Origin of the sequence: Achromobacter sp. UBA4530 (genome assembly GCF_002388205.1) — a bacterium.
Lineage (GTDB): Bacteria > Pseudomonadota > Gammaproteobacteria > Burkholderiales > Burkholderiaceae_B > Achromobacter > Achromobacter animicus.
Genome location: NZ_DGMA01000013.1, coordinates 32,718 through 49,841, shown reverse-complemented (window position 1 = coordinate 49,841; position 17,124 = coordinate 32,718). Strand labels below are relative to the sequence as shown.

The 17,124-nt window shown below is 66.5% G+C and carries 17 protein-coding genes; 3 read left to right on the top strand and 14 right to left on the bottom strand.

Annotated features, from left to right (window positions below; all coding sequences use genetic code 11):
• Entirely contained in the window at nt 1-981 is a 981-nt protein-coding gene (locus B2W22_RS13080; protein ID WP_286938024.1) for a Bug family tripartite tricarboxylate transporter substrate binding protein, read from the bottom strand.
• 159 nt (nt 982-1,140) lie between these two features.
• Between B2W22_RS13080 and B2W22_RS13075 the strand changes: the two genes are divergently transcribed.
• Nucleotides 1,141-2,037: a LysR family transcriptional regulator gene (locus B2W22_RS13075; protein WP_175125851.1), complete on the top strand. Its 897-nt coding sequence runs from the start codon at nt 1,141-1,143 to the stop codon at nt 2,035-2,037.
• A 10-nt stretch (nt 2,038-2,047) separates the two neighbouring features.
• Here B2W22_RS13075 and B2W22_RS13070 read toward each other — a convergent pair whose 3' ends face one another.
• The 9 genes from B2W22_RS13070 to B2W22_RS13030 all read right to left on the bottom strand — a co-directional run bounded on the left by B2W22_RS13070 (nt 2,048) and on the right by B2W22_RS13030 (nt 11,179).
• Nucleotides 2,048-2,881, bottom strand: a complete 834-nt coding sequence (locus B2W22_RS13070) for an AraC family transcriptional regulator (RefSeq protein WP_286938022.1) — start codon at nt 2,879-2,881, stop codon at nt 2,048-2,050.
• A gap of 440 nt (nt 2,882-3,321) precedes the next feature.
• A complete protein-coding gene (locus B2W22_RS13065) occupies nt 3,322-4,257 on the bottom strand; it encodes a 2-hydroxyacid dehydrogenase (RefSeq protein ID WP_286938020.1) in 936 nt (311 codons plus the stop codon).
• A 121-nt stretch (nt 4,258-4,378) separates the two neighbouring features.
• Complete coding sequence (locus B2W22_RS13060) at nt 4,379-5,449, bottom strand: ABC transporter substrate-binding protein (RefSeq protein WP_175136967.1); 1,071 nt, start codon at nt 5,447-5,449, stop codon at nt 4,379-4,381.
• Nucleotides 5,446-6,618 (bottom strand): NAD(P)/FAD-dependent oxidoreductase, encoded by a 1,173-nt coding sequence (locus B2W22_RS13055; RefSeq protein ID WP_175185913.1) that lies wholly within the window; start codon nt 6,616-6,618, stop codon nt 5,446-5,448. Before B2W22_RS13055 ends, B2W22_RS13060 begins: the two co-directional genes overlap by 4 nt.
• Nucleotides 6,615-8,000: an NAD(P)/FAD-dependent oxidoreductase gene (locus B2W22_RS13050; RefSeq protein ID WP_175124853.1), complete on the bottom strand. Its 1,386-nt coding sequence runs from the start codon at nt 7,998-8,000 to the stop codon at nt 6,615-6,617. The genes B2W22_RS13055 and B2W22_RS13050 overlap by 4 nt, the downstream gene beginning before the upstream one ends.
• Entirely contained in the window at nt 7,997-8,365 is a 369-nt protein-coding gene (locus B2W22_RS13045) for a (2Fe-2S)-binding protein (protein WP_175136965.1), read from the bottom strand. Before B2W22_RS13045 ends, B2W22_RS13050 begins: the two co-directional genes overlap by 4 nt.
• Nucleotides 8,366-8,402: 37 nt before the next feature.
• Nucleotides 8,403-9,197, bottom strand: coding sequence for an ABC transporter permease (locus tag B2W22_RS13040; RefSeq protein WP_062839314.1), 795 nt, complete (start codon nt 9,195-9,197; stop codon nt 8,403-8,405).
• 19 nt (nt 9,198-9,216) lie between these two features.
• Nucleotides 9,217-10,107 (bottom strand): ABC transporter permease, encoded by an 891-nt coding sequence (locus B2W22_RS13035; RefSeq protein WP_175136964.1) that lies wholly within the window; start codon nt 10,105-10,107, stop codon nt 9,217-9,219.
• 1 nt (nt 10,108) lies between these two features.
• Nucleotides 10,109-11,179, bottom strand: a complete 1,071-nt coding sequence (locus B2W22_RS13030) for an ABC transporter ATP-binding protein (protein ID WP_105236809.1) — start codon at nt 11,177-11,179, stop codon at nt 10,109-10,111.
• Nucleotides 11,180-11,389: 210 nt separating this feature from the next.
• On the opposite strand from B2W22_RS13030, the gene B2W22_RS13025 reads away from it, so the two are divergent.
• Nucleotides 11,390-12,232, top strand: a complete 843-nt coding sequence (locus tag B2W22_RS13025) for an IclR family transcriptional regulator (protein WP_175136963.1) — start codon at nt 11,390-11,392, stop codon at nt 12,230-12,232.
• An 80-nt stretch (nt 12,233-12,312) separates the two neighbouring features.
• Here B2W22_RS13025 and B2W22_RS13020 read toward each other — a convergent pair whose 3' ends face one another.
• Together B2W22_RS13020 and B2W22_RS13015 are read right to left on the bottom strand one after the other, a co-directional pair.
• Nucleotides 12,313-13,476 (bottom strand): alpha-hydroxy acid oxidase, encoded by a 1,164-nt coding sequence (locus B2W22_RS13020; RefSeq protein WP_105236807.1) that lies wholly within the window; start codon nt 13,474-13,476, stop codon nt 12,313-12,315.
• Between the two features lie 206 nt (nt 13,477-13,682).
• Entirely contained in the window at nt 13,683-14,579 is an 897-nt protein-coding gene (locus B2W22_RS13015; protein WP_175124848.1) for a phytanoyl-CoA dioxygenase family protein, read from the bottom strand.
• 164 nt (nt 14,580-14,743) lie between these two features.
• On the opposite strand from B2W22_RS13015, the gene B2W22_RS13010 reads away from it, so the two are divergent.
• A complete protein-coding gene (locus B2W22_RS13010; RefSeq protein ID WP_056565981.1) occupies nt 14,744-15,040 on the top strand; it encodes an acylphosphatase in 297 nt (98 codons plus the stop codon).
• Nucleotides 15,041-15,112: 72 nt separating this feature from the next.
• Here the strand turns inward: B2W22_RS13010 and B2W22_RS13005 are convergent, their stop codons facing one another.
• Both B2W22_RS13005 and B2W22_RS13000 read right to left on the bottom strand, forming a co-directional pair.
• Nucleotides 15,113-16,021, bottom strand: coding sequence for an EamA family transporter (locus B2W22_RS13005; protein ID WP_175136962.1), 909 nt, complete (start codon nt 16,019-16,021; stop codon nt 15,113-15,115).
• A gap of 40 nt (nt 16,022-16,061) precedes the next feature.
• Nucleotides 16,062-17,120 (bottom strand): threonine aldolase family protein, encoded by a 1,059-nt coding sequence (locus B2W22_RS13000; protein WP_175136961.1) that lies wholly within the window; start codon nt 17,118-17,120, stop codon nt 16,062-16,064.
• Between the last annotated feature and the right edge of the window lie 4 nt (nt 17,121-17,124).

Sequence of the window (17,124 nt, the reverse complement as noted above, 5' to 3'; positions counted from 1 at the left end):
TCAGTCCAGCCGAATGCCGGCCTTTTTCACGACCTGGCACCACTTGTTGATTTCGTCCTTGATCATTGCGCCGAACGCGGGTCCCGCGACGTCCGATACTTGCGCGCCTTGTTGCTCCAGGTAGGTCTTCATGGCGGGCGCGTGCAGGGTCTGCACGAGGCCGTCGGTGAGCTTGGTGCGCAGCGGTTCGGGCATGTTGGCGGGCGCCAGCATGCCGAACCACACCATGGCCTCGTAGCCGGGGTAACCGGCTTCGGCCACCGTGGGCACGTCGGGCAACATGGACGAGCGCTGCGGCGACGTGACGGCCAGCGCCTTGATCTTGCCGTCCTTGATGTAGGGGTACGAGGTCATGACCACGTCCATCATCATGTTGACCTGTCCGCCGACCAGATCGATGAGCGCGGGGCCGGAGCCGCGGTAGGGCACGTGCACCATCGACACGCCGGCGGTGGACTTGAACAGTTCGGCGGCCAGGTGGTTGGAGGTGCCTTGGCCGTTGGAGGCGAAGGAGTACTTCTCGGGCTCATTCTTCAGCAGGGTTACGAACTCCTGAAGGGTGTTCGCGGGGACCGACTGGTTCACGGACAAGACGTTGGGAATGGTGGCGACCACCGTCAGCGGCGTGAAGTCCTTGACGGCGTCGTACGGCAGCTTGGAGTAGATGCAGGGCGCACTGCCGTGCGTGCTGACCGATCCCATCAGGATGGTGTAGCCGTCGGCGGGCTGGCGCGCGACGAATTCGGTGCCGACGGTGCCCCCTGCACCGGGGCGGTTTTCAACGATGACGTTGGCATTCAGGCGCTGACCGAGGCTTTCCGCGATCTTGCGCGCCACCAGGTCGGTGGAGCCGCCGGCCGCGAAGGGCACGACGATGCGGATGACCTTGTCCGGCCAGGCGGCGCTGGCGCCCCCGGCGGCCGCAAAGAGCGTGATGCCCGCGGCAATGCGACAGCAACTGCGTAGTAGCCCTGTTTTCATGGCTTGGTTTCCCCTTGTTGATAGAACTTCGTGATGGCCGGATCATGCGTGTCCAACCTTGGTTCGCTGCAACAACGAGGTCATGCTAGGCCTCACGCGGAAATGACAGCAGTCCTACAGGTTTATATTTGTATAGATGCCATTTATGGACGCGCGGTGATGAAGAACCCGGACCTGAATCTGCTTCTGCATTTCGATGCGTTGATGGCATGCCGCAATGTGTCGCGCGCGGCCGAGGCGATGAACATCAGCCAGCCGGCCATGAGCGCGGCGATGAACCGGCTGCGCCAGTTGTTCGGCGATCCGCTGCTGGTGCGCGAGGGCGGGGCGTGGCAGCCGACGTTGCGGGCGCTGGAGCTGCACCAGAATTTCAAGCCGCTGCTGGAGGGCTGGCATCGCGCGACGCGTACGCGCGAGGCGTTCGATCCGGCGCATTCGTCGCGCACGCTGTCGCTGTATGCCACCGACTATGTGCAGTACACGTTGCTGCCCAAGCTGATCCCGCGGTTGGCGGTGGACGCGCCGCATTTCCAGTTGCAGATCGTGCCGGCGCGGCCGCAGCATGGGCTGAGCATGCTGGATACGAATCACGTGGAGCTGATCGCGGGTTACTTCCCGGATCCGGCGCCGGATCTGCGCACGCGCTTTCTGTACCAGGAGCCGGCGGTGTGCATCGTGCGCGAAGGGCATCCGTGTTTGCGCAAGCGCTGGAATCTGGACGCCTACCTGAGCTATGGACATCTGGATCTTGCGGCGCATACGCGCTACTTCAGCACGGCGATCGATCGCATCCTGATGGGACAGAACCGGAGCCGCAAGATCGTGGCGACGCTGTCGAGTTATCTGGTGTGTCCGTTCATCGTGGAGGGGTCGGATCTGATTGCGACGATGCCGGTGAGCATTGCGAAGGCGATGGCGGGGAGTGCGCGGATCGTGTCGCAGAAGGTGCCGTTGACGTTGCCGCCGATTGCGGTGTCGCTTTACTGGCACGAGCGCTATCAGGATGATCCGGCGCACGCCTGGCTGCGGCAGTATCTGGCCGGCGTGCTCGGGTAAGCGGCGTGCGCTATCTGAGCGGCAGGCAGATCAGTGTCTGCAATTCGGCGGGGGGCGTGTTGACGGGGTCGTTCAGGTATTGCTCGAACATGGGAAAGTCGGCGGGCGACATGCCGCTGGCGGGCAGCCATTCGGAGAAGAGCCAGTCGTACGGCTTGCGCATTTCGTTGTAGGGGCCGGTGTACTTGAGGACGGCACAGCGGCCGGCGGGGATTTCAAATCGCTCAAGCTCATGCCCGATATCGGCATCGGGCGCGACGGCCATCCCGGCCAGCGATCGCAACTGGCTCTCCGGCACCTGTTCGGGGTCGTCGAAGTAGACGCCGAATCCTATGGCGTCGGGGGTTGCGATGCCCCGGCTGACGGCGAGCATGAAGGCGCGGGAGAAGACGGGGCCGATTTCCTGTTCATTGCCGCGATGGGGCAGGACGGCTAGGGTGACGCCGGGGAAGTCTTCGATGGCGATGGGGTACATGGCTAGCTCCTGAGGGGTGATGGGTTGGGAGCGGGCGGCGCGATACCGGCCCGGCGGGATGCCGAAGAGAGCGCCGAAGGCGCGGTTGAAGGCGGCTTCGGATTCATAGCCGGCGCGTTGGGCGATGTCTTTCAATGGCGTATCGGTGCTGGAGAGGTCGGCGGCTGCGCGTTGCATGCGGATGCGCTGCACGGTGGCGTTGACGGTTTCTCCGAGCATGGCGCGGTAGACGCGGTGGAAGTGATAGGGAGACAGGCAGGCCAGGTCTGCGAGCTGGTGCAGATCTGGCGTGGCGTCTGGGTTGGCGGCTAGCCAGCGTAGGACGGGGTCCAGGCGTTGGGCGTAGAGGGATCGCGTTGTGGGCTTCAATGCTTGCTCCTTGGTAGGGGCAATTTAGCTTTTGGATGTTTGCAGATTTTGCGGTTTTTTTGGTGGGGCTGGGGTTGGGTTCTTTAGGCGCACGGTGCGGCGGCGGCCTTGGGGCGCGGGGCTACGATTGCGGTCCGGAGCCTTCGCTCCGGACTGCCCCGTCGTCATCTTCGTCCGCCTTCGGCTCCCTTCAGATTCCCTCGGGCGCATCTACACGCCCCGCGCCCCAAGGCCGCCGCCGCACCGTGCTCCGTTAGTTCAGGTATCTGCATCGCTCGGGCGGGCGGAGTGCTTGGCGTTTTTGTGCTCGGTCGGAGCTTGGGATGGAAGAACTTGCGGAGCCCGCTCCACGGCGGCCGCGCGGGCGGCCTGGTGGAGCTTACGCGGTGTCTTGAGGCGCGCGTTTGGCGCTGCGCGCTTCGCTGTGTGATTTGCCGCTATCAATAGCCGCGCTTTGGATCGAAGATGTTTGGCAGAGCTTCACCGCGTTCATTCGCGGCGATCAGCAGCGCGGTGTGTCGTGCCCGCTCCTTGCGGTCGGGGATCGCTGCGCAGTGGGGCGTGATCGTGATTCTTGGGTGCGTCCACAGCGGCGAGTCTTCTGGCAGGGGTTCCTGTTCGAAGACGTCAAGGATCGCCTGGTCCAGATGGCCGCTGTTCAACGCATCCAGGATGTCCTGCGTGACCATGTGAGTGCCGCGCCCCGCGTTGATGAGGCTGGCGCCTTTGGGTAGTTGCGACAGCGTGTCGCGGTTGAGGATGCCGCGAGTGGCGTCGGTTGCGGGAAGCAGGCAGACCAGGAGGTCGGTGTTTGCCAGGAATTGGGTGAACTGTTCCTGCCCTGCGTAGGAGGGCAGGCCGGGCAGTGTGGTCGCGCCGCGGGACCAGCCGCTGACGGGGAAGCCCGCGCGGGACAGGAGTTGCGCGGCGGCGACGCCGAGGTGACCCAGGCCCATGATGCCGACGCGTACGTCAGCGGCGACCCGTAAGGAGTCAAAGATTTCCCAGTGCCGCCGCGACTGGTTGTCGGTGATGCGTTTGACGTTGCGCGTGATCATCAGGGCGCTGGTGAGCACGTATTCTGCCATCTCGGTCTGCGTGCGGGCGGTGACCATGCGGGCGATGGGCAGGTGGCGCGGCAGGGCGGGGTCGGCGAGGATGTGGTCGACGCCGGCGCCGGCGCTGATGATGAGTTTGAGGTTGGGGAAGGTGGCTAGGCGGCCGGCGTCGGGGGCCCAGACGAGGGCGTAGTCGATGGTGGCGGGGTCGGGGTCTTCATGCCAGCCGACGACGTCCAGGTCCGGCGCGAAGGTGCGGAACTGCGTGCGCCATGCGTCGATCGCCTGAGGGCCGCCGGAGTTGATGATGAGGCGCATGCGTGTCCTTGCTGGTGTTGCGGGCGTGTGTGCCAGGCGCGTGTTTCAAGCGCATAGTCCGGCGGCAAATGCCCGGCGCGGCGCGCCTGCGGGTTGCCGACAGGAGCGCCGCGCGGTGTCGTCAACGTTCGACCGTGCGGTTCCAGCGGGCGTTGAAGGCGGGCCGGGCCGCGTTGATCTGGTCCCAGTCCAGGATCTTAGCGTTGGCCATGTAGCCTTGGAAGCGTTTGAGGGACTCGGCGTTGTCGGCGGGGGCCTGGACGTTCTTGTTGGACGGGAAGTGGCCGCCCATTTCCAGGGCCTTGGCCTGGGCCTTGGCGGACAAGAGGTAGAGCGCGAGCTTCTGTGCGAGTTCGGGTTCGCTGTTCTTGGCGATGACGCATTCGCCGACCATGAGGATGACGGAGCCTTCCTTGGGCTGGGCGTATTCCACTGGGATGTCGCGCTTCTTCAAGCGGGCGATGGCGGTGGGCGTCAGCGGGAAGATGGCGGCCTCGTCGGACTGGATCATCTCGGCGAGCTTGGCGGAGTTGGGGATGTACTCGAGGACGTTGGGGCCGATGGTGGAGGGCCACTTCTTGAAGCCGGGCTCGTAGTTCTGGTCGTTGCCGCCTTCGATGCGGTTGAACATCAGGAAGCCGTGCAGGCCGAAGGTGCTGCCGGACGCGGATTGGAAGACGACCTTGCCTTTGTACTTGGGGTCGGCCAAATCCAGCCACGAGGTGGGCGGGGTCCAGCCGTTTTTCTGGAAGAGGCGGGTGTTGTAGCCGAGGCCGGTCATGCCGATGTCGATGCCGGCGGCCATGCGGTCTTTCATCAGGGCGGTGGGATACAGCTCTTTGAGGACGGGGTCGTCGTTGAGCTGTTCGCACAGGCCCATGGAAATGGCGCGGGCCATGATGCCGTCGTCCAGGAACATGACGTGCATCTGGGGCTTGTCTTTGTAGGCCTGGGCCTTGGCGAGGACGTCGGTCGAGGTGCCGGGCACGACGACGATCTTGACGTTGTTGGCCTTTTCAAAATCGGGGAAGACGTGCTGGGTGAAGGCGCGTTCCATGTCGCCGCCGTTCATGCCGACGTACAACGTTTTCTGCTGCGCGATGGCGCCGGCGGACAGCAATGCCAGCATCGCCGCGCCCAGCAACCGTTTCCCCTTGGTCAGGCGCTGCGCGCCCTGTTTCTTGTGCATCATGGTGACTCCAGCGTTTGCTCACGAAGACGATCAGGCCGGGCCGCGGCGCCGTGAGCGGCGGGCGCGTACCGTTCAATGCGGAAGGCATCGATAGGGATGGAAGATCGGCCGTGCACGACCAGGTCGGCCAGGACTTCGCCGATGGCGGGGCCAATCTGAAAGCCCGCGCCGGACAGGCCGAAGGCGTGAAAAAGGCCGGGCACGGTGGCGCTGGGGCTGAGCACGGGATTGTGGTCGGGCATGTTGCCTTCGACGCCGGTCCAGAAGCGGATGACCTGGGCGCCGCGCAGCACGGGCAGGAGCTTGACGGCATTGGCCATGAGCGCGCCGAGGTTGGCGCGGCCGGGGCGTGCGTAGTCGGGGTCGGCGGAAACGCCGCGTCCGCCGCCGATGACGCAGTTGCCGCGCGCGACCTGCCGTGCGTAGATGCCGCCGCCCTGCATGCCGAGGCTGACGTTCATGAACAGCGGCAGGGGCTCGGTCACCATCATCAAGGGGTGGATGGACGTTTCGGGAACCGGCTCGCCGAAGCCTTCGGCAAAGCGGCCGGCCCAGGCGCCGGCGCAGTTCAAGAGGTAGCGCGATCGCACTTCAAGCGTGTCGCCGGCGCGCACGATGAAGCGCGTGCCGTCGTGCGTGGCGGAGGTGACGCGCACGCCTTCGCGCACGTCGGCGCCCAGCGCGGCGGCGGCACGTCCGAAGGCGGGGGACACGAGCCGAGGGTTGGCGTGGCCGTCCTGCGGGCAAAAGGAGCCGCCGACCACGCTTTCGCCCAGCCAGCCGAAGCGTTGGGCGAGCGCGCGGCGATCCAGGATTTCAAGGTCCATGCCGAAGCCGCGCGTGTTGTCGCGGTAGGCTTCGAGCAGCGCCAGATCGGCGTCGGAGGTGGCCAGCTTGAGGTGGCCGGAACGCACGTATTCGCCGTCGATGCCGATCAGCGCGGGCAATTGGCCCCACAGTTCGTGCGCGCGCCGCGCGAGCGGCAGTTGTTCGATGCCGCGTCCCTGCCGGCGCACGCCGCCGTAGTTGACGCCGCTGGCCTTGGCGCCGCACAGCGCGGCTTCCAGCAGCACGACGGGCACGCCTAGCCGGCGCAGGAAGAGTGCGGCGCTGCCGCCGACGATGCCACCGCCGATGATCGCGACTTCGGTATCGATGCGTTCCATCAGGCGGCCTTTTTCGCGGGCCGTTCCAGGCAGACGACGCTGACCGGAATAGGCTTGACCGGCGGCTGGTTGCGCAGCCGTCCTACCGCCTGCGGCGCGCAGCCGACGGCATGGGCCAGGACTTCGGCGCCGGCCACGCCGCACATGCGGCCCTGGCAGCGTCCCATGCCGACGCGGGTCAGCGCCTTCAGGCGATTCATTTCTTGCACGCCGTTGTCGCGCACGGCCTGGCGGATGGTGCCGGCGGTGACTTCCTCGCAACGGCAGACGACAGTGTCGTCGGCGATGCTGGCGGCCCAATCCTCGGGAAACGGAAATGCGCGTTCCAGCGCGTCGCGCACGCGGCTGTTTGCCGCGAGTTGCGATTCCAGTATCCGCGCGCGGCGCGCGTCGTGCGGATGTCCCGTGTCCTCAAGCAGCGCCAGCGCGGCGCGTTCGCCCGCGAGTTCCGCTGCATCGGCCCCGGCAATGCCTGCGCCGTCGCCGGCAACGTAAACACCCGCCACGCTACTGCGTCCAGCGGCGTCGCGCCGCGGGATCCAGTTGCGGTCGCGTTCGTTGAATTCGAAGTCGCAGCCGATCAGGCTGGCGAGTTGGGTTTCGGAGCGCAGCGACAGGCCGAAGCCCACGGCATCGCAGTGCAGTGCATGCGTCTGCCCGTTCTGGGTGTACGACAGGCCCGTGACGCGATCGCCGCCCTGCACGGCGACGGGGCGCACGCCGCTGCGCAGCGGCACGCCGTGCGCGCGCAGCCACGCCATGTAATAGAGGCCTTTGGCCAGCAGCGCGGGGGCGCGCAACATGCCGGGTAGCGCGGCGACGCGGTCCGCAAATCGCGATGTGTCCAGCACGGCGGCGACCTGTGCGCCTGCTTTCGCGTATTGATACGCCACGAGATAAAGCAGGGGACCGGTGCCCAGAAATGCGACGCGCGATCCGATGGCGCATCCCTGGTGCTTCAACGCGACCTGCGATCCGCCCAGCGTGTAGACACCGGGCGTCAGCCAGCCGGGAAACGGCAGCACGCGGTCGGTCGCCCCAGTCGCAAGAATCAGATGCGTGTAGGGCACCGCCGTGCTGACGCCGTCGCGCAGCACGTCCAGCGTCTTGCCCTCGGCGTTCCAGACCAGGCACCCTGGGCGGTATTCGACGTTGCCCTGCAATTCCTGCATGGTGCGGTGTACGGCGTCAGCCTTGCGATGTTCAAAACCATACAGCGCGGATTTGGGACGCGAGAAGCCGGGCGGCGGCTGACGGTAGATCTGGCCGCCGGGGCGCAGCCCTTCGTCCAGGATCACGGGCCGCAGGCCCTGCGCGGCCAGCGTCTGGGCCGCGCGGATACCGGCGGGGCCGGCGCCAACGATCACGGGCATGACGATGCTCATGACGCGTCGTCCTCGGGCCAGGCGGCGGCCGTCAGCGTCCCTGGCGCAGAGGCGGCCGCCAACGTGCCCGGCGTGGATGCCGGCGCCAGCGCGGCGCTCTGCAGCCGCATGCCGGGCTCGATGTACGTGGAACAGGCGCGCACACGCTCGCCGGTTTCAAGCTGCACCCAGCAGTCCTGGCACGCGCCCATCATGCAGAAGCCGGCGCGCGGACCACCGCCGAATTCCGAGGTACGCAGGCGCTCGGCCTGGGTCAGCACGGCGGTCAGGACGGTGTCGCCGGCGAGCGCGGTGCACGTCTGTCCGTCGAAGGTGAAGGTCAACGCGGGCCGGCCGGTTTCGGCCAGGCGTTTCAGGATTGCCATGGCGCGCGCGGCTCCTTTGCGGCTGTCGGCAGCGAGTTCATTTCTGGCCCACCAGGACGCGGTCCAGGCCATACACGCGATCCAGCAGCAGCATCGTCACCGCGGTCAGCGCGATCACCAGCGCGGACACGGCGGCCATCATCGGGTCGATGGATTCCGTGGCGTACATGTACATGCGCACCGGCAGCGTGATGGTCGACGGCGCGGTGATGAACACCGACATCGTCAGTTCGTCGAAGCTGTTGATGAACGCCAGCAGCCAGCCGCCGGACACGCCGGGAATGATGAGCGGCAAGGTGACCGTGAAGAACACTGTCGCACGGCTGGCGCCCAGCGACAGCGCCGCGTGTTCGATGGACCGGTCAAAACCCACCAGCGCGCCGATCACCAGGCGCATCACGTAAGGCGTGATGACGACGACGTGGCTGGCCACCAGCCACGGAAAGCTGCCGGCCATGCCCATCAGCGCAAAGAAGCGCAAGAGCGCCACGCCCAGCACCAGATGCGGAATCATCAAGGGCGACAGGAACAGGCCGTTGAGCACGTCGCGCCCCGGAAAGCGGTAGCGCGTGATGGCGATGGCGGCCGGCACCGCCAGGCACACGGCGATGCTGGCCGACAGGAACGCCAGCCACAGGCTGTTCTTGAACGCCTGCATGAAGTTGGGATGGTCGAAGACCGCGTAGAACCAGCGCAGCGAGAAGCTGGTCGTCGGCACCGTCAGCGTCGAATCGGGTGTGAACGCCACCAGGCACACGATGACCAGCGGCGCCAGCACGAACGCCACCACCAGAAAGTTGAACGCCAGCGCGAAAGGACCGTTCTTCTGCATGTTCGATTCCTTGCGCGGGTCAGCCCAGGCTGCGGCGGTAAGAGCGTTCGACGACGCGGTTGTACGCCATCATGACGATCACGTTCACGATCAGCAGCACGATGGCGATCGCCGCGCCCAGCGGCCAGTTCAGCTCGGTCAGGAACTCGTCGTACACGACAGTGGCCACCATCTTCAGCCGCCGTCCGCCCAGCAGCGCGGGAATGGCAAACGAGCTGGCCGACAGGCCGAACACGATGAGGCTGCCGGACAGGATGCCCGGCATGGCCTGCGGCAGCACGATGCGCGTCAGCGTCTGAAAGCGCGAGGCGTTCAGCGACAGCGCGGCGTGCTCGACGGTGGGATCCAGCTTCTGCAGCGACGTCCAGACCGGAATCACCATGAAGGGCAGCATGACGTGCACGAGGCCGATGATGACGGCGGTGGGCGTGTACAGCAGCGATCCCAGCCCCAGTGCCGCGGCTGCCTTGCCTAGCGGCCCGCTTGGACCCAGCAGCATGCTCCAGCCGAACGCGCGCACCACCAGCGAGATCAGCAGCGGCGACAGCACCACCAGCAGGAAGATCGAGCGCCAGGGCTTGCGCATGCGCGACAGGATGTAGGCCTCAGGTGCGCCGATCAGCACGCAGATCAGCGTGGTGACGCCGGCGATCCAGAAGGTGCGCCAGAAGATCTCGATGAAGTAGCCGTCCGTCACCACGGCCAGATAGTGTTCGAACGTGTGGCCGGGCTGGATGCCGGTGGCGTAGTCGAACGGCCGGAACGACAGGGCAAAGGTCAACGCCAGCGGCGTGAGCACCAGCGTCAGAAACACGAGGGCCAGCGGAATGGATCCCAGGATGGCCAGCATCCCGTCGTTGCGCGGCTTGGGCGGGTTGGCGGCGGCGCCGCGTTGCGTCAGCGTCGCCATGTCAGTCCGCCGCCGCGGCAGCAGGCGCGCGCAGCACGCGTAGCACGCCGTCCGCCCAGTCCAGCCCGATCTGTTCGCCGTCGTCATGCGGGCGGCGGCCGTCGTTGGGCGTGAGGATGGTCAGCGCCCCCACCGGCGAATCCAGGTCGTACATCCACTGGCTGCCCAGGAAGTAGCGCGTGTTCACGACACAGGCGAGCTTGCCCTGGCCAGACGGCACGGGCACCAGCTTTTCCGGGCGCAGCGACAGCTGCACGCTATCGCCGTGGCGCAGGCCTTCGCCGTCCACGACCAGGCTCAACGCGCCGGTCTGCACTTCAGCCTGCGCGCCGCAGCGCGTCACGCGGCCGGGCAGCAGATTGGTCTTGCCGACAAAGCGCGAGATGAACTCGGTCTGCGGGTGTTCATACATGCGGTAGGGCGCGTCCACCTGCGTGGCCCGGCCGTCCTGCATGACGACGACGCGATCGCTGATGGACAGGGCTTCGGCCTGATCGTGCGTGACCATGACGGTGGTGGTGCCGATCTTGCGCTGGATGCTGCGCAGTTCGAACTGCATGTCCTCGCGCAGCTTGGCGTCCAGGTTGGACAGCGGTTCGTCCAGCAGCAGCACCGGCGGCCGGATCACCAGCGCACGGGCCAGCGCCACGCGTTGCCGCTGGCCGCCCGACAGTTCGCGGGGGAAGCGGTCGGCATGCTTGTCCAGCTTCACCAGGGCCAACGCCTCGCGCACACGGTCCTGCCGTTCGGCGCGTTCGACCTTGCGCATCTTCAGGCCGAAGGCGACGTTGTCGGCCACGGTCAGGTGCGGGAACAGCGCATAGCTCTGGAACACGATGCCCAGGCCGCGCGTGTTGGGCTTGGCGTGCGTGATGTCGCGGCCGTCCAGCGTGATGGTGCCGCAGGTCACGTCGGCAAAGCCGGCAATCATCTGCAGCGTGGTGGTCTTGCCGCAGCCGGAAGGGCCCAGCAGCGAGACGAACTCGCCCTTGTCGACCGACAGGCAGAAGTCCGAGACGACACGCAGATCGCCGTAGTTCTTGGAGACGTTGTCCAGCCGCAGAAATGCCATGTTCCAAACCCCGTGGCCCGTCCGGGCCCTGCGCCGCCGGGTGGAAAAAGTGCCGCCCAGGCTGCCTAAGTGATGGCGCAGTCTAGGAGCCGCCAAAACGGAGGGTCAATTAGGGTTTTCCGAAGAATCGAATTTTTTATTCGTTATTTCCGGTAGACTGAATTTCTTGATAAAAATACGCCAGACTATTTTGATTATCGGAACCCAAGAATGAAGAAATCAGAAACGCCGGACGATTCCGCAGGCCAGGGCGTATTGCAGCGGGCCTTTGCCGTGCTGCGCGTGCTGGCCGACGCCAAAGGGGACAAGCTGCGCCTGACCGATATCGCCGCCCGCACGGGCCAGGCGCAGGCCACGGTGCACCGGGTGCTGCAAGGCCTGATGCAGGAAGGGGTGGTGGAGCAGCCGGCCCAAAGCAAGGGCTATCAGCTCAGCGTCGCCTTCTTTTCGCTGGCGGCCGCGGCGGGCAACCATCAATCCAGCCTGCGCACCCTCTACCGTCCCGCCATGCTGCGTCTGTCCGGCATGCTCAACGACACCATTTTTCTGCTGGTGCGCAGCGGCTTTGATGCGGTCTGCGTCGACCGCGTGGACGGCGCCTTTCCGGTGCGCTCGCACACCGGCGACATCGGCGGCCGCGTGCCGCTGGGCATGGGACAAGGTGGCCTGGTGCTGCTGGCCAGCCTGCCGGAAGCCGAGCGCGAAGAGGTCATGCGCTTCAACATTCCGCGCCTGCATCACCTGGGCTTCGTGGACGAGATCTCGATGCGCGTGCGCATCAAGGAATGCCTGGAACTGCGCTACGCGCGCAGCCAGGGGCAGGGCGTGTTCCCCAACATCGCGGGGCTGGCGGTGCCGGTCTACGATCCCAACGGCGTCACGGTGGCGGCGCTGAGCGTGGCGGCGCCCATCGAACGCATCAGCGATGAACGCCTGCCGCTGATCGTGGAAATGCTGCGCCGCGAGGCCGACGCGGTGGGCGCGCAGATCAATCCCTTCGACCCCGCGCTGCGCAGGCCCAGCCAGTTTTTGGGCACGGGCAACGGCGCATAGCCCACGCACAGTGCGCGGCGTCCGCGCATAAAAAAACCCGGACACGTATGGGCCCGGGCTTTTTCAACAAGCGTCAGCGATCAGGTCGGATACGTGCCCGGCAGCAGGATGCTGCGGTCGCCCGGCTCGATCGTGCGGCGGCCGCACAGCGCCATCGTCGTGTCCATTTCCTTGTACAGGATCTCCAGCGTGCGGGTGACGCCGGCCTGGCCATACGCGCCCAGCCCGTACAGGAAGGCGCGGCCGATCATCGTGCCGCGCGCGCCCAGCGCCACGGCCTTCAGGATGTCCTGGCCGGAGCGGATGCCGCCGTCCATCCACACCTCGATTTTCGAACCCACGGCATCGGCAATTCCCGGCAGGGCCGCGATGGACGACATGGCGCCGTCAAGCTGGCGGCCGCCGTGGTTGCTGACGATGAGCGCGTCGGCGCCGCTGTTGGCGGCGAGCTGCGCGTCTTCGACATCCAGAATGCCCTTGATGATGAGCTTGCCGCCCCAGCGCTGCTTGATCCATTCCACGTCGTCCCAGCTCAGGCGGGGATCGAACTGCTCGGCCGTCCACGACGACAGCGACGACAGGTCGCTCACGCCCTTGGCGTGGCCGACAATGTTGCCGAAGGTGCGGCGCTTGGTGCCCAGCATGCCCATGCACCAGCGGGGCTTGGTCGCCAGGTTGATGAGGTTGCGCAGCGTGGGCTTGGGCGGCGTCGACAGGCCGTTCTTGATGTCCTTGTGGCGCTGGCCCAGGATCTGCAGGTCCAGCGTCAGCACCAGCGCCGAGCAGCCGGCGGCCTTGGCGCGGTCGATCAGGTTGCCCACGAACTCGCGGTCGCGCATCACGTAGAGCTGGAACCAGAAGGGCTTGCCTGTGGCCTGCGCCACGTCTTCCAGCGAGCAGATGCTCATCGTGGACAGCGTGAACGGCACGCCGAAATCGGCGGCGGCCTTGGCGGCCAGGATCTCGCCGTCGGCATGCTGCATGCCGGTCAGGCCCGTGGGCGAAATCGCCAGCGGCATGACCACGTCCTGGCCCACCATGGTGGTGCGCAGCGACCGGCCTTCCATGTTGACCGCCACGCGCTGGCGCAGCTTGATCCGATGAAAGTCGCTTTCATTCGCGCGATAGGTGCCTTCGGTCCAGGCGCCGGAATCGGCGTAGTCGTAGAACATGCGCGGCACGCGCTTCTGCGCGACAACGCGCAAATCTTCGATGCAGGTGATCGTAGAAAGGTTAGCGGTCATGGAGTGTCTGTGGAGTGATAGGGGTGCGCCAGCTGCGACATTTTCTTGTGCTTTCGGGCCGCCAGCCGTGGGGCAGCCTTGCCGCCGCGCCAGGCTTGATGACCCGCGCGGCGCCGCCCAGTATACGCGCCGAGGCCGGCAAGCGTCGCTTGCCGGCCCCGTTCGCCCCCCTGCGCAAAGGCTCTATGGCCCCTGCACGCCCAGCCCTAGCGCGGCCACACCTTGCTGACCGCGCGTATCGTTGCCCACGCCACCCAGCGCGGGCTGGTCAGCCGCGCGCCCGGCAGCCGGCGCATCACGTCCACCGCCAGCCCGCCGCGCTTGTGCCATTGCTTCTTGCGGGTCTGGCTGTCGGTCCAGCGGCCTTCCAGCCACGGGAATTCCCGGCGGCCCGGCTTGTACACCGGCGGCGTGTTGTAGATCAGGATGTACGCCAGCCGCGGCGTCTGCGACGTGTTCGGTCCCGTGAAGTGCAGCGTGCGCGCATCGTGGACAGTGATGCCGCCCGGATCAAGGGGTTCGGCCACCGCCTGTTCGCGCGGGAAATCGCCGCAGCATTCCAGCGGATGCAGCGTCTTGTCGCCGCCCGGGGAACGGTGCTCCAGCACGTCCCACTTGTTCGACCCCGGCAGGAACTGCATGCAGCCGTTCTCGACGGTGGCCGGCTGCAGCGCCAGCCAGATGCTCAGTTCGTTGTAGACAAAGTCCGGCGACCGGAAAGCTTCGTCCTGGTGCCACGGCGTTTCCGGACCGTGCGGGCCGGGCTTGAGCAACGCGTGCTCGCCATACAGCGCGGCCTGCGGGCCCAGCAGCTGCCGCGCCAGTTCCAGCGTGCGTTCGTGGTACACCGTCTTCAGCAGGCCCGGGGCATAATGTCGCGGATCGTGCAGACTCGGAAACTTCGCGGGCTTGCTCGGGTCGTCGCGGCTGACAAAGTCATATTGCGCGCCCTCGTTGTAACCCGTCTTATTCGAGAACAAGTCCAGCAGCGTCCTGCGGATGTAGCCGACCTCGTCCTGAGGGCACATGTCCTTCAAGGCCAGGTAACCCTGATCCCTGTAGCGCGCTGTCTCGGCTTCCGACAACAAACTGGTCTCTTCCATAATGGCTTCTCCAAGCTCTGGTAATGGGTATTTCTAAGCTGGCACGTTTTGACATGGGCTCTAACGTATCGCTTCGAAGCCTGCCGGGCCTATAGACCATCCGCTGTAGCCGGTTCCGCCTACGCCAGTCGCGCGTGGCGGCGCATCATCCGAAGGAAAAACCCATGCAAGACCCTAAGGCCGATACCCAGATCGAAACCGTCCACGTCACCGTCAGCGGCACGGTGCAAGGCGTGGGCTACCGGCACGCCACAGTGCGGCGCGCGCACATGCTTGGCGCGAAGGGCTGGGTGCAGAACATGCTGGACGGCACGGTCGAAGCGCTGGTGCAGGGCACGCCCGACCAGGTCGATCACATGCTGGAATGGCTGCGCCGCGGACCGCCGGGCGCGTCGGTGCAGGAAATCATCACGCGCCGGGAGTACACCGATAAGCGTTACATCCGCTTCGAGCAACTTTGAGGGCAGTGGGCCCTCGCCGGCACGCGGTAGGTCGGGCGGATGAGGGCCCGGTAGCGTAAAGGCTGACTGGCGTCAGCGCGTGCGCAACCAGCGCGCGCCGACCTGGTTGATGACCAGCCCGGCCAGCACGCACCCGGCGCCCGCCCATTGCAGCGGCTGCAGCCGCTCGCCGAACGCCATCGACGCCGCCCACAGCCCCACCACCGGCACCAGCAGCGAGAACGGCGCGACCTTGGCCGCGGGATGGCGCGACAGCAACTGCGTCCAGAGCGTGTAGGCAACCAGGGTCGCCAGCACCGCCAGATACAGCACCGACAATGCCTCGCCCCAGCCCATGCCGGTGATCATGCCCACGACCGGTTCCCAACCGTCGATCAACACGGCCAGCGCCAGGAAGGGCAGCACCGGGGCGGCGCTGCTCCAGGCAATGAACGCGAAAGGGTCGTAGCCGGGCGCCTTGCGGCTGGCCAACCGCACGATCATGTTGGACACCGCCCACATGAATGCCGCCCCCAGCGTCAGGACAAAGCCCAGCATCGTCATCTGCCCCGGCCCGTCGCCACGCGCCCCCGCGATGACCGCAAGGCCCATCGCGGCGACGCCCAGTCCGATCCAGTGATGCCGCCGCGCACGCTCATGCAGCACCGGCGCGGCGAGCAGCAGCGTAAAGAAGGCCTGGGTCTGGATGACAAGCGATGCCATGCCGGCCGGCATGCCGAACTTGAGCGCCGTGAACAGCAGGCCGAACTGGCCCAGCCCCTGGACCAGCCCGTAGGCCGCGACCCAGTGCCACGGCAGCCGCGGCATGCGCACAAAGAGAATGAGCGGGAAGGCCGCCAGCGCGAATCGCAACGCGCCGAGCATCATCGGAGACAAGCCCCGCATGCCGACCTTCATGACGACAAAATTCAGGCCCCAGATGACCACCACCGCGAGGGCGCAGAAATAGTCTTTCCGGGAAAGATGAGTGGGGGTGGACATGGCGGGCATTATCGCATCGCCCACCCCAAATTCGGCTGAATCAGCGCGCGTTCAGCACCGCAGAAAACGCCTTGACGGCCATGTCGATATCGTCGTCGCTGATGTGCCGATGCGTGACGCAGCGCAGCCGCGTACGGCCCCACGGACGCGTCAGCACGCCTTGCATTTGCAGCGCCGCGACCCACTCTGCATTGGTCATGCCGGTGTCGGCGGTCTCAACCTGCACGATGTTGGTTTGCGGCACGGTCGCGGTCAGCGTGGGCGCCAGCGTGTTGATGCCGTCGCTCAACCGGCGCGCCCGCACGTGGTCCTCGCCCAGCCGCGCGCTCATGTGCTGCACGCCTTCCAGGCCCGCGGCGGCCATGATGCCGGATTGGCGCTGCGTGCCGCCCAGCATGCGGCGCAGCGTGCGCGACTTGGCGATCACGGCCTGGCTGCCCGCCAGCACCGCGCCCACCGGCGCGCTCAAGCCCTTGGACAGGCACAGCGACACCGTATCCGTGTATTGCGTGATGTCCATGGCCGGCACGCCCAGCGCCACCGCCGCGTTGAACAGCCGCGCACCATCCAGGTGCACCGGCACCCCGGCGGCGCGCGCCATGCCGTGCACGGCCTGCATATGGTCCAGCGGCAGCACTGCGCCGCCCGCGTTGTTGTGCGACGTCTCCATCGCCACCAGCGCGGTCTTGAGGCGGTGTCCGCCTGCCATCAGCGCGTCTTCGAGCCGGTTCAGGTCCATCGCGCCTTCGGCGCCGGGCAGGCCTTGGTAGAACAAACCCGTGAACGTGGCCGCGCCGCGTTCCGACGTGTACATGTGGGCAGTCGCTTCCAGCGCCACCTGTTCGCTGCGCTGCGTTTGCGCCAGCACGGCCAGCAAGTTGGCCATCGTGCAGCTCGGCACGAAGAGGCCCGCCTCCTTGCCCAGGCTGGCCGCGACAGTCGCTTCCAGCTCACGCACGGTGGGATCGCCGTCCAGGCCGTCATCGCCGATCGGCGCGGTGCGCATGCGCTCGTACATGGCCGCGGTCGGGTGCGTGACCGTATCGCTGCGCAGGTCGACGCGGAGTGGGGGAGGTTCGGCGGGGGTCCGCTGGGTCATGGCT

Excerpts from the sequence above, each read along its gene's own strand:
- B2W22_RS13025 (WP_175136963.1), top strand. The coding sequence starts at position 11,390 with ATGAAGAAATCAGAAACGCCGGACGATTCCGCAGGCCAGGGCGTATTG.
- B2W22_RS13000 (WP_175136961.1), bottom strand. The coding sequence starts at position 17,120 with ATGACCCAGCGGACCCCCGCCGAACCTCCCCCACTCCGCGTCGACCTG.
- B2W22_RS13050 (WP_175124853.1), bottom strand. The coding sequence starts at position 8,000 with ATGAGCATCGTCATGCCCGTGATCGTTGGCGCCGGCCCCGCCGGTATC.
- B2W22_RS13020 (WP_105236807.1), bottom strand. The coding sequence starts at position 13,476 with ATGACCGCTAACCTTTCTACGATCACCTGCATCGAAGATTTGCGCGTT.
- B2W22_RS13035 (WP_175136964.1), bottom strand. The coding sequence starts at position 10,107 with ATGGCGACGCTGACGCAACGCGGCGCCGCCGCCAACCCGCCCAAGCCG.
- B2W22_RS13010 (WP_056565981.1), top strand. The coding sequence starts at position 14,744 with ATGCAAGACCCTAAGGCCGATACCCAGATCGAAACCGTCCACGTCACC.
- B2W22_RS13040 (WP_062839314.1), bottom strand. The coding sequence starts at position 9,197 with ATGCAGAAGAACGGTCCTTTCGCGCTGGCGTTCAACTTTCTGGTGGTG.
- B2W22_RS13075 (WP_175125851.1), top strand. The coding sequence starts at position 1,141 with ATGAAGAACCCGGACCTGAATCTGCTTCTGCATTTCGATGCGTTGATG.
- B2W22_RS13045 (WP_175136965.1), bottom strand. The coding sequence starts at position 8,365 with ATGGCAATCCTGAAACGCCTGGCCGAAACCGGCCGGCCCGCGTTGACC.
- B2W22_RS13060 (WP_175136967.1), bottom strand. The coding sequence starts at position 5,449 with ATGATGCACAAGAAACAGGGCGCGCAGCGCCTGACCAAGGGGAAACGG.
- B2W22_RS13015 (WP_175124848.1), bottom strand. The coding sequence starts at position 14,579 with ATGGAAGAGACCAGTTTGTTGTCGGAAGCCGAGACAGCGCGCTACAGG.
- B2W22_RS13065 (WP_286938020.1), bottom strand. The coding sequence starts at position 4,257 with ATGCGCCTCATCATCAACTCCGGCGGCCCTCAGGCGATCGACGCATGG.
- B2W22_RS13005 (WP_175136962.1), bottom strand. The coding sequence starts at position 16,021 with ATGTCCACCCCCACTCATCTTTCCCGGAAAGACTATTTCTGCGCCCTC.
- B2W22_RS13030 (WP_105236809.1), bottom strand. The coding sequence starts at position 11,179 with ATGGCATTTCTGCGGCTGGACAACGTCTCCAAGAACTACGGCGATCTG.
- B2W22_RS13080 (WP_286938024.1), bottom strand. The coding sequence starts at position 981 with ATGAAAACAGGGCTACTACGCAGTTGCTGTCGCATTGCCGCGGGCATC.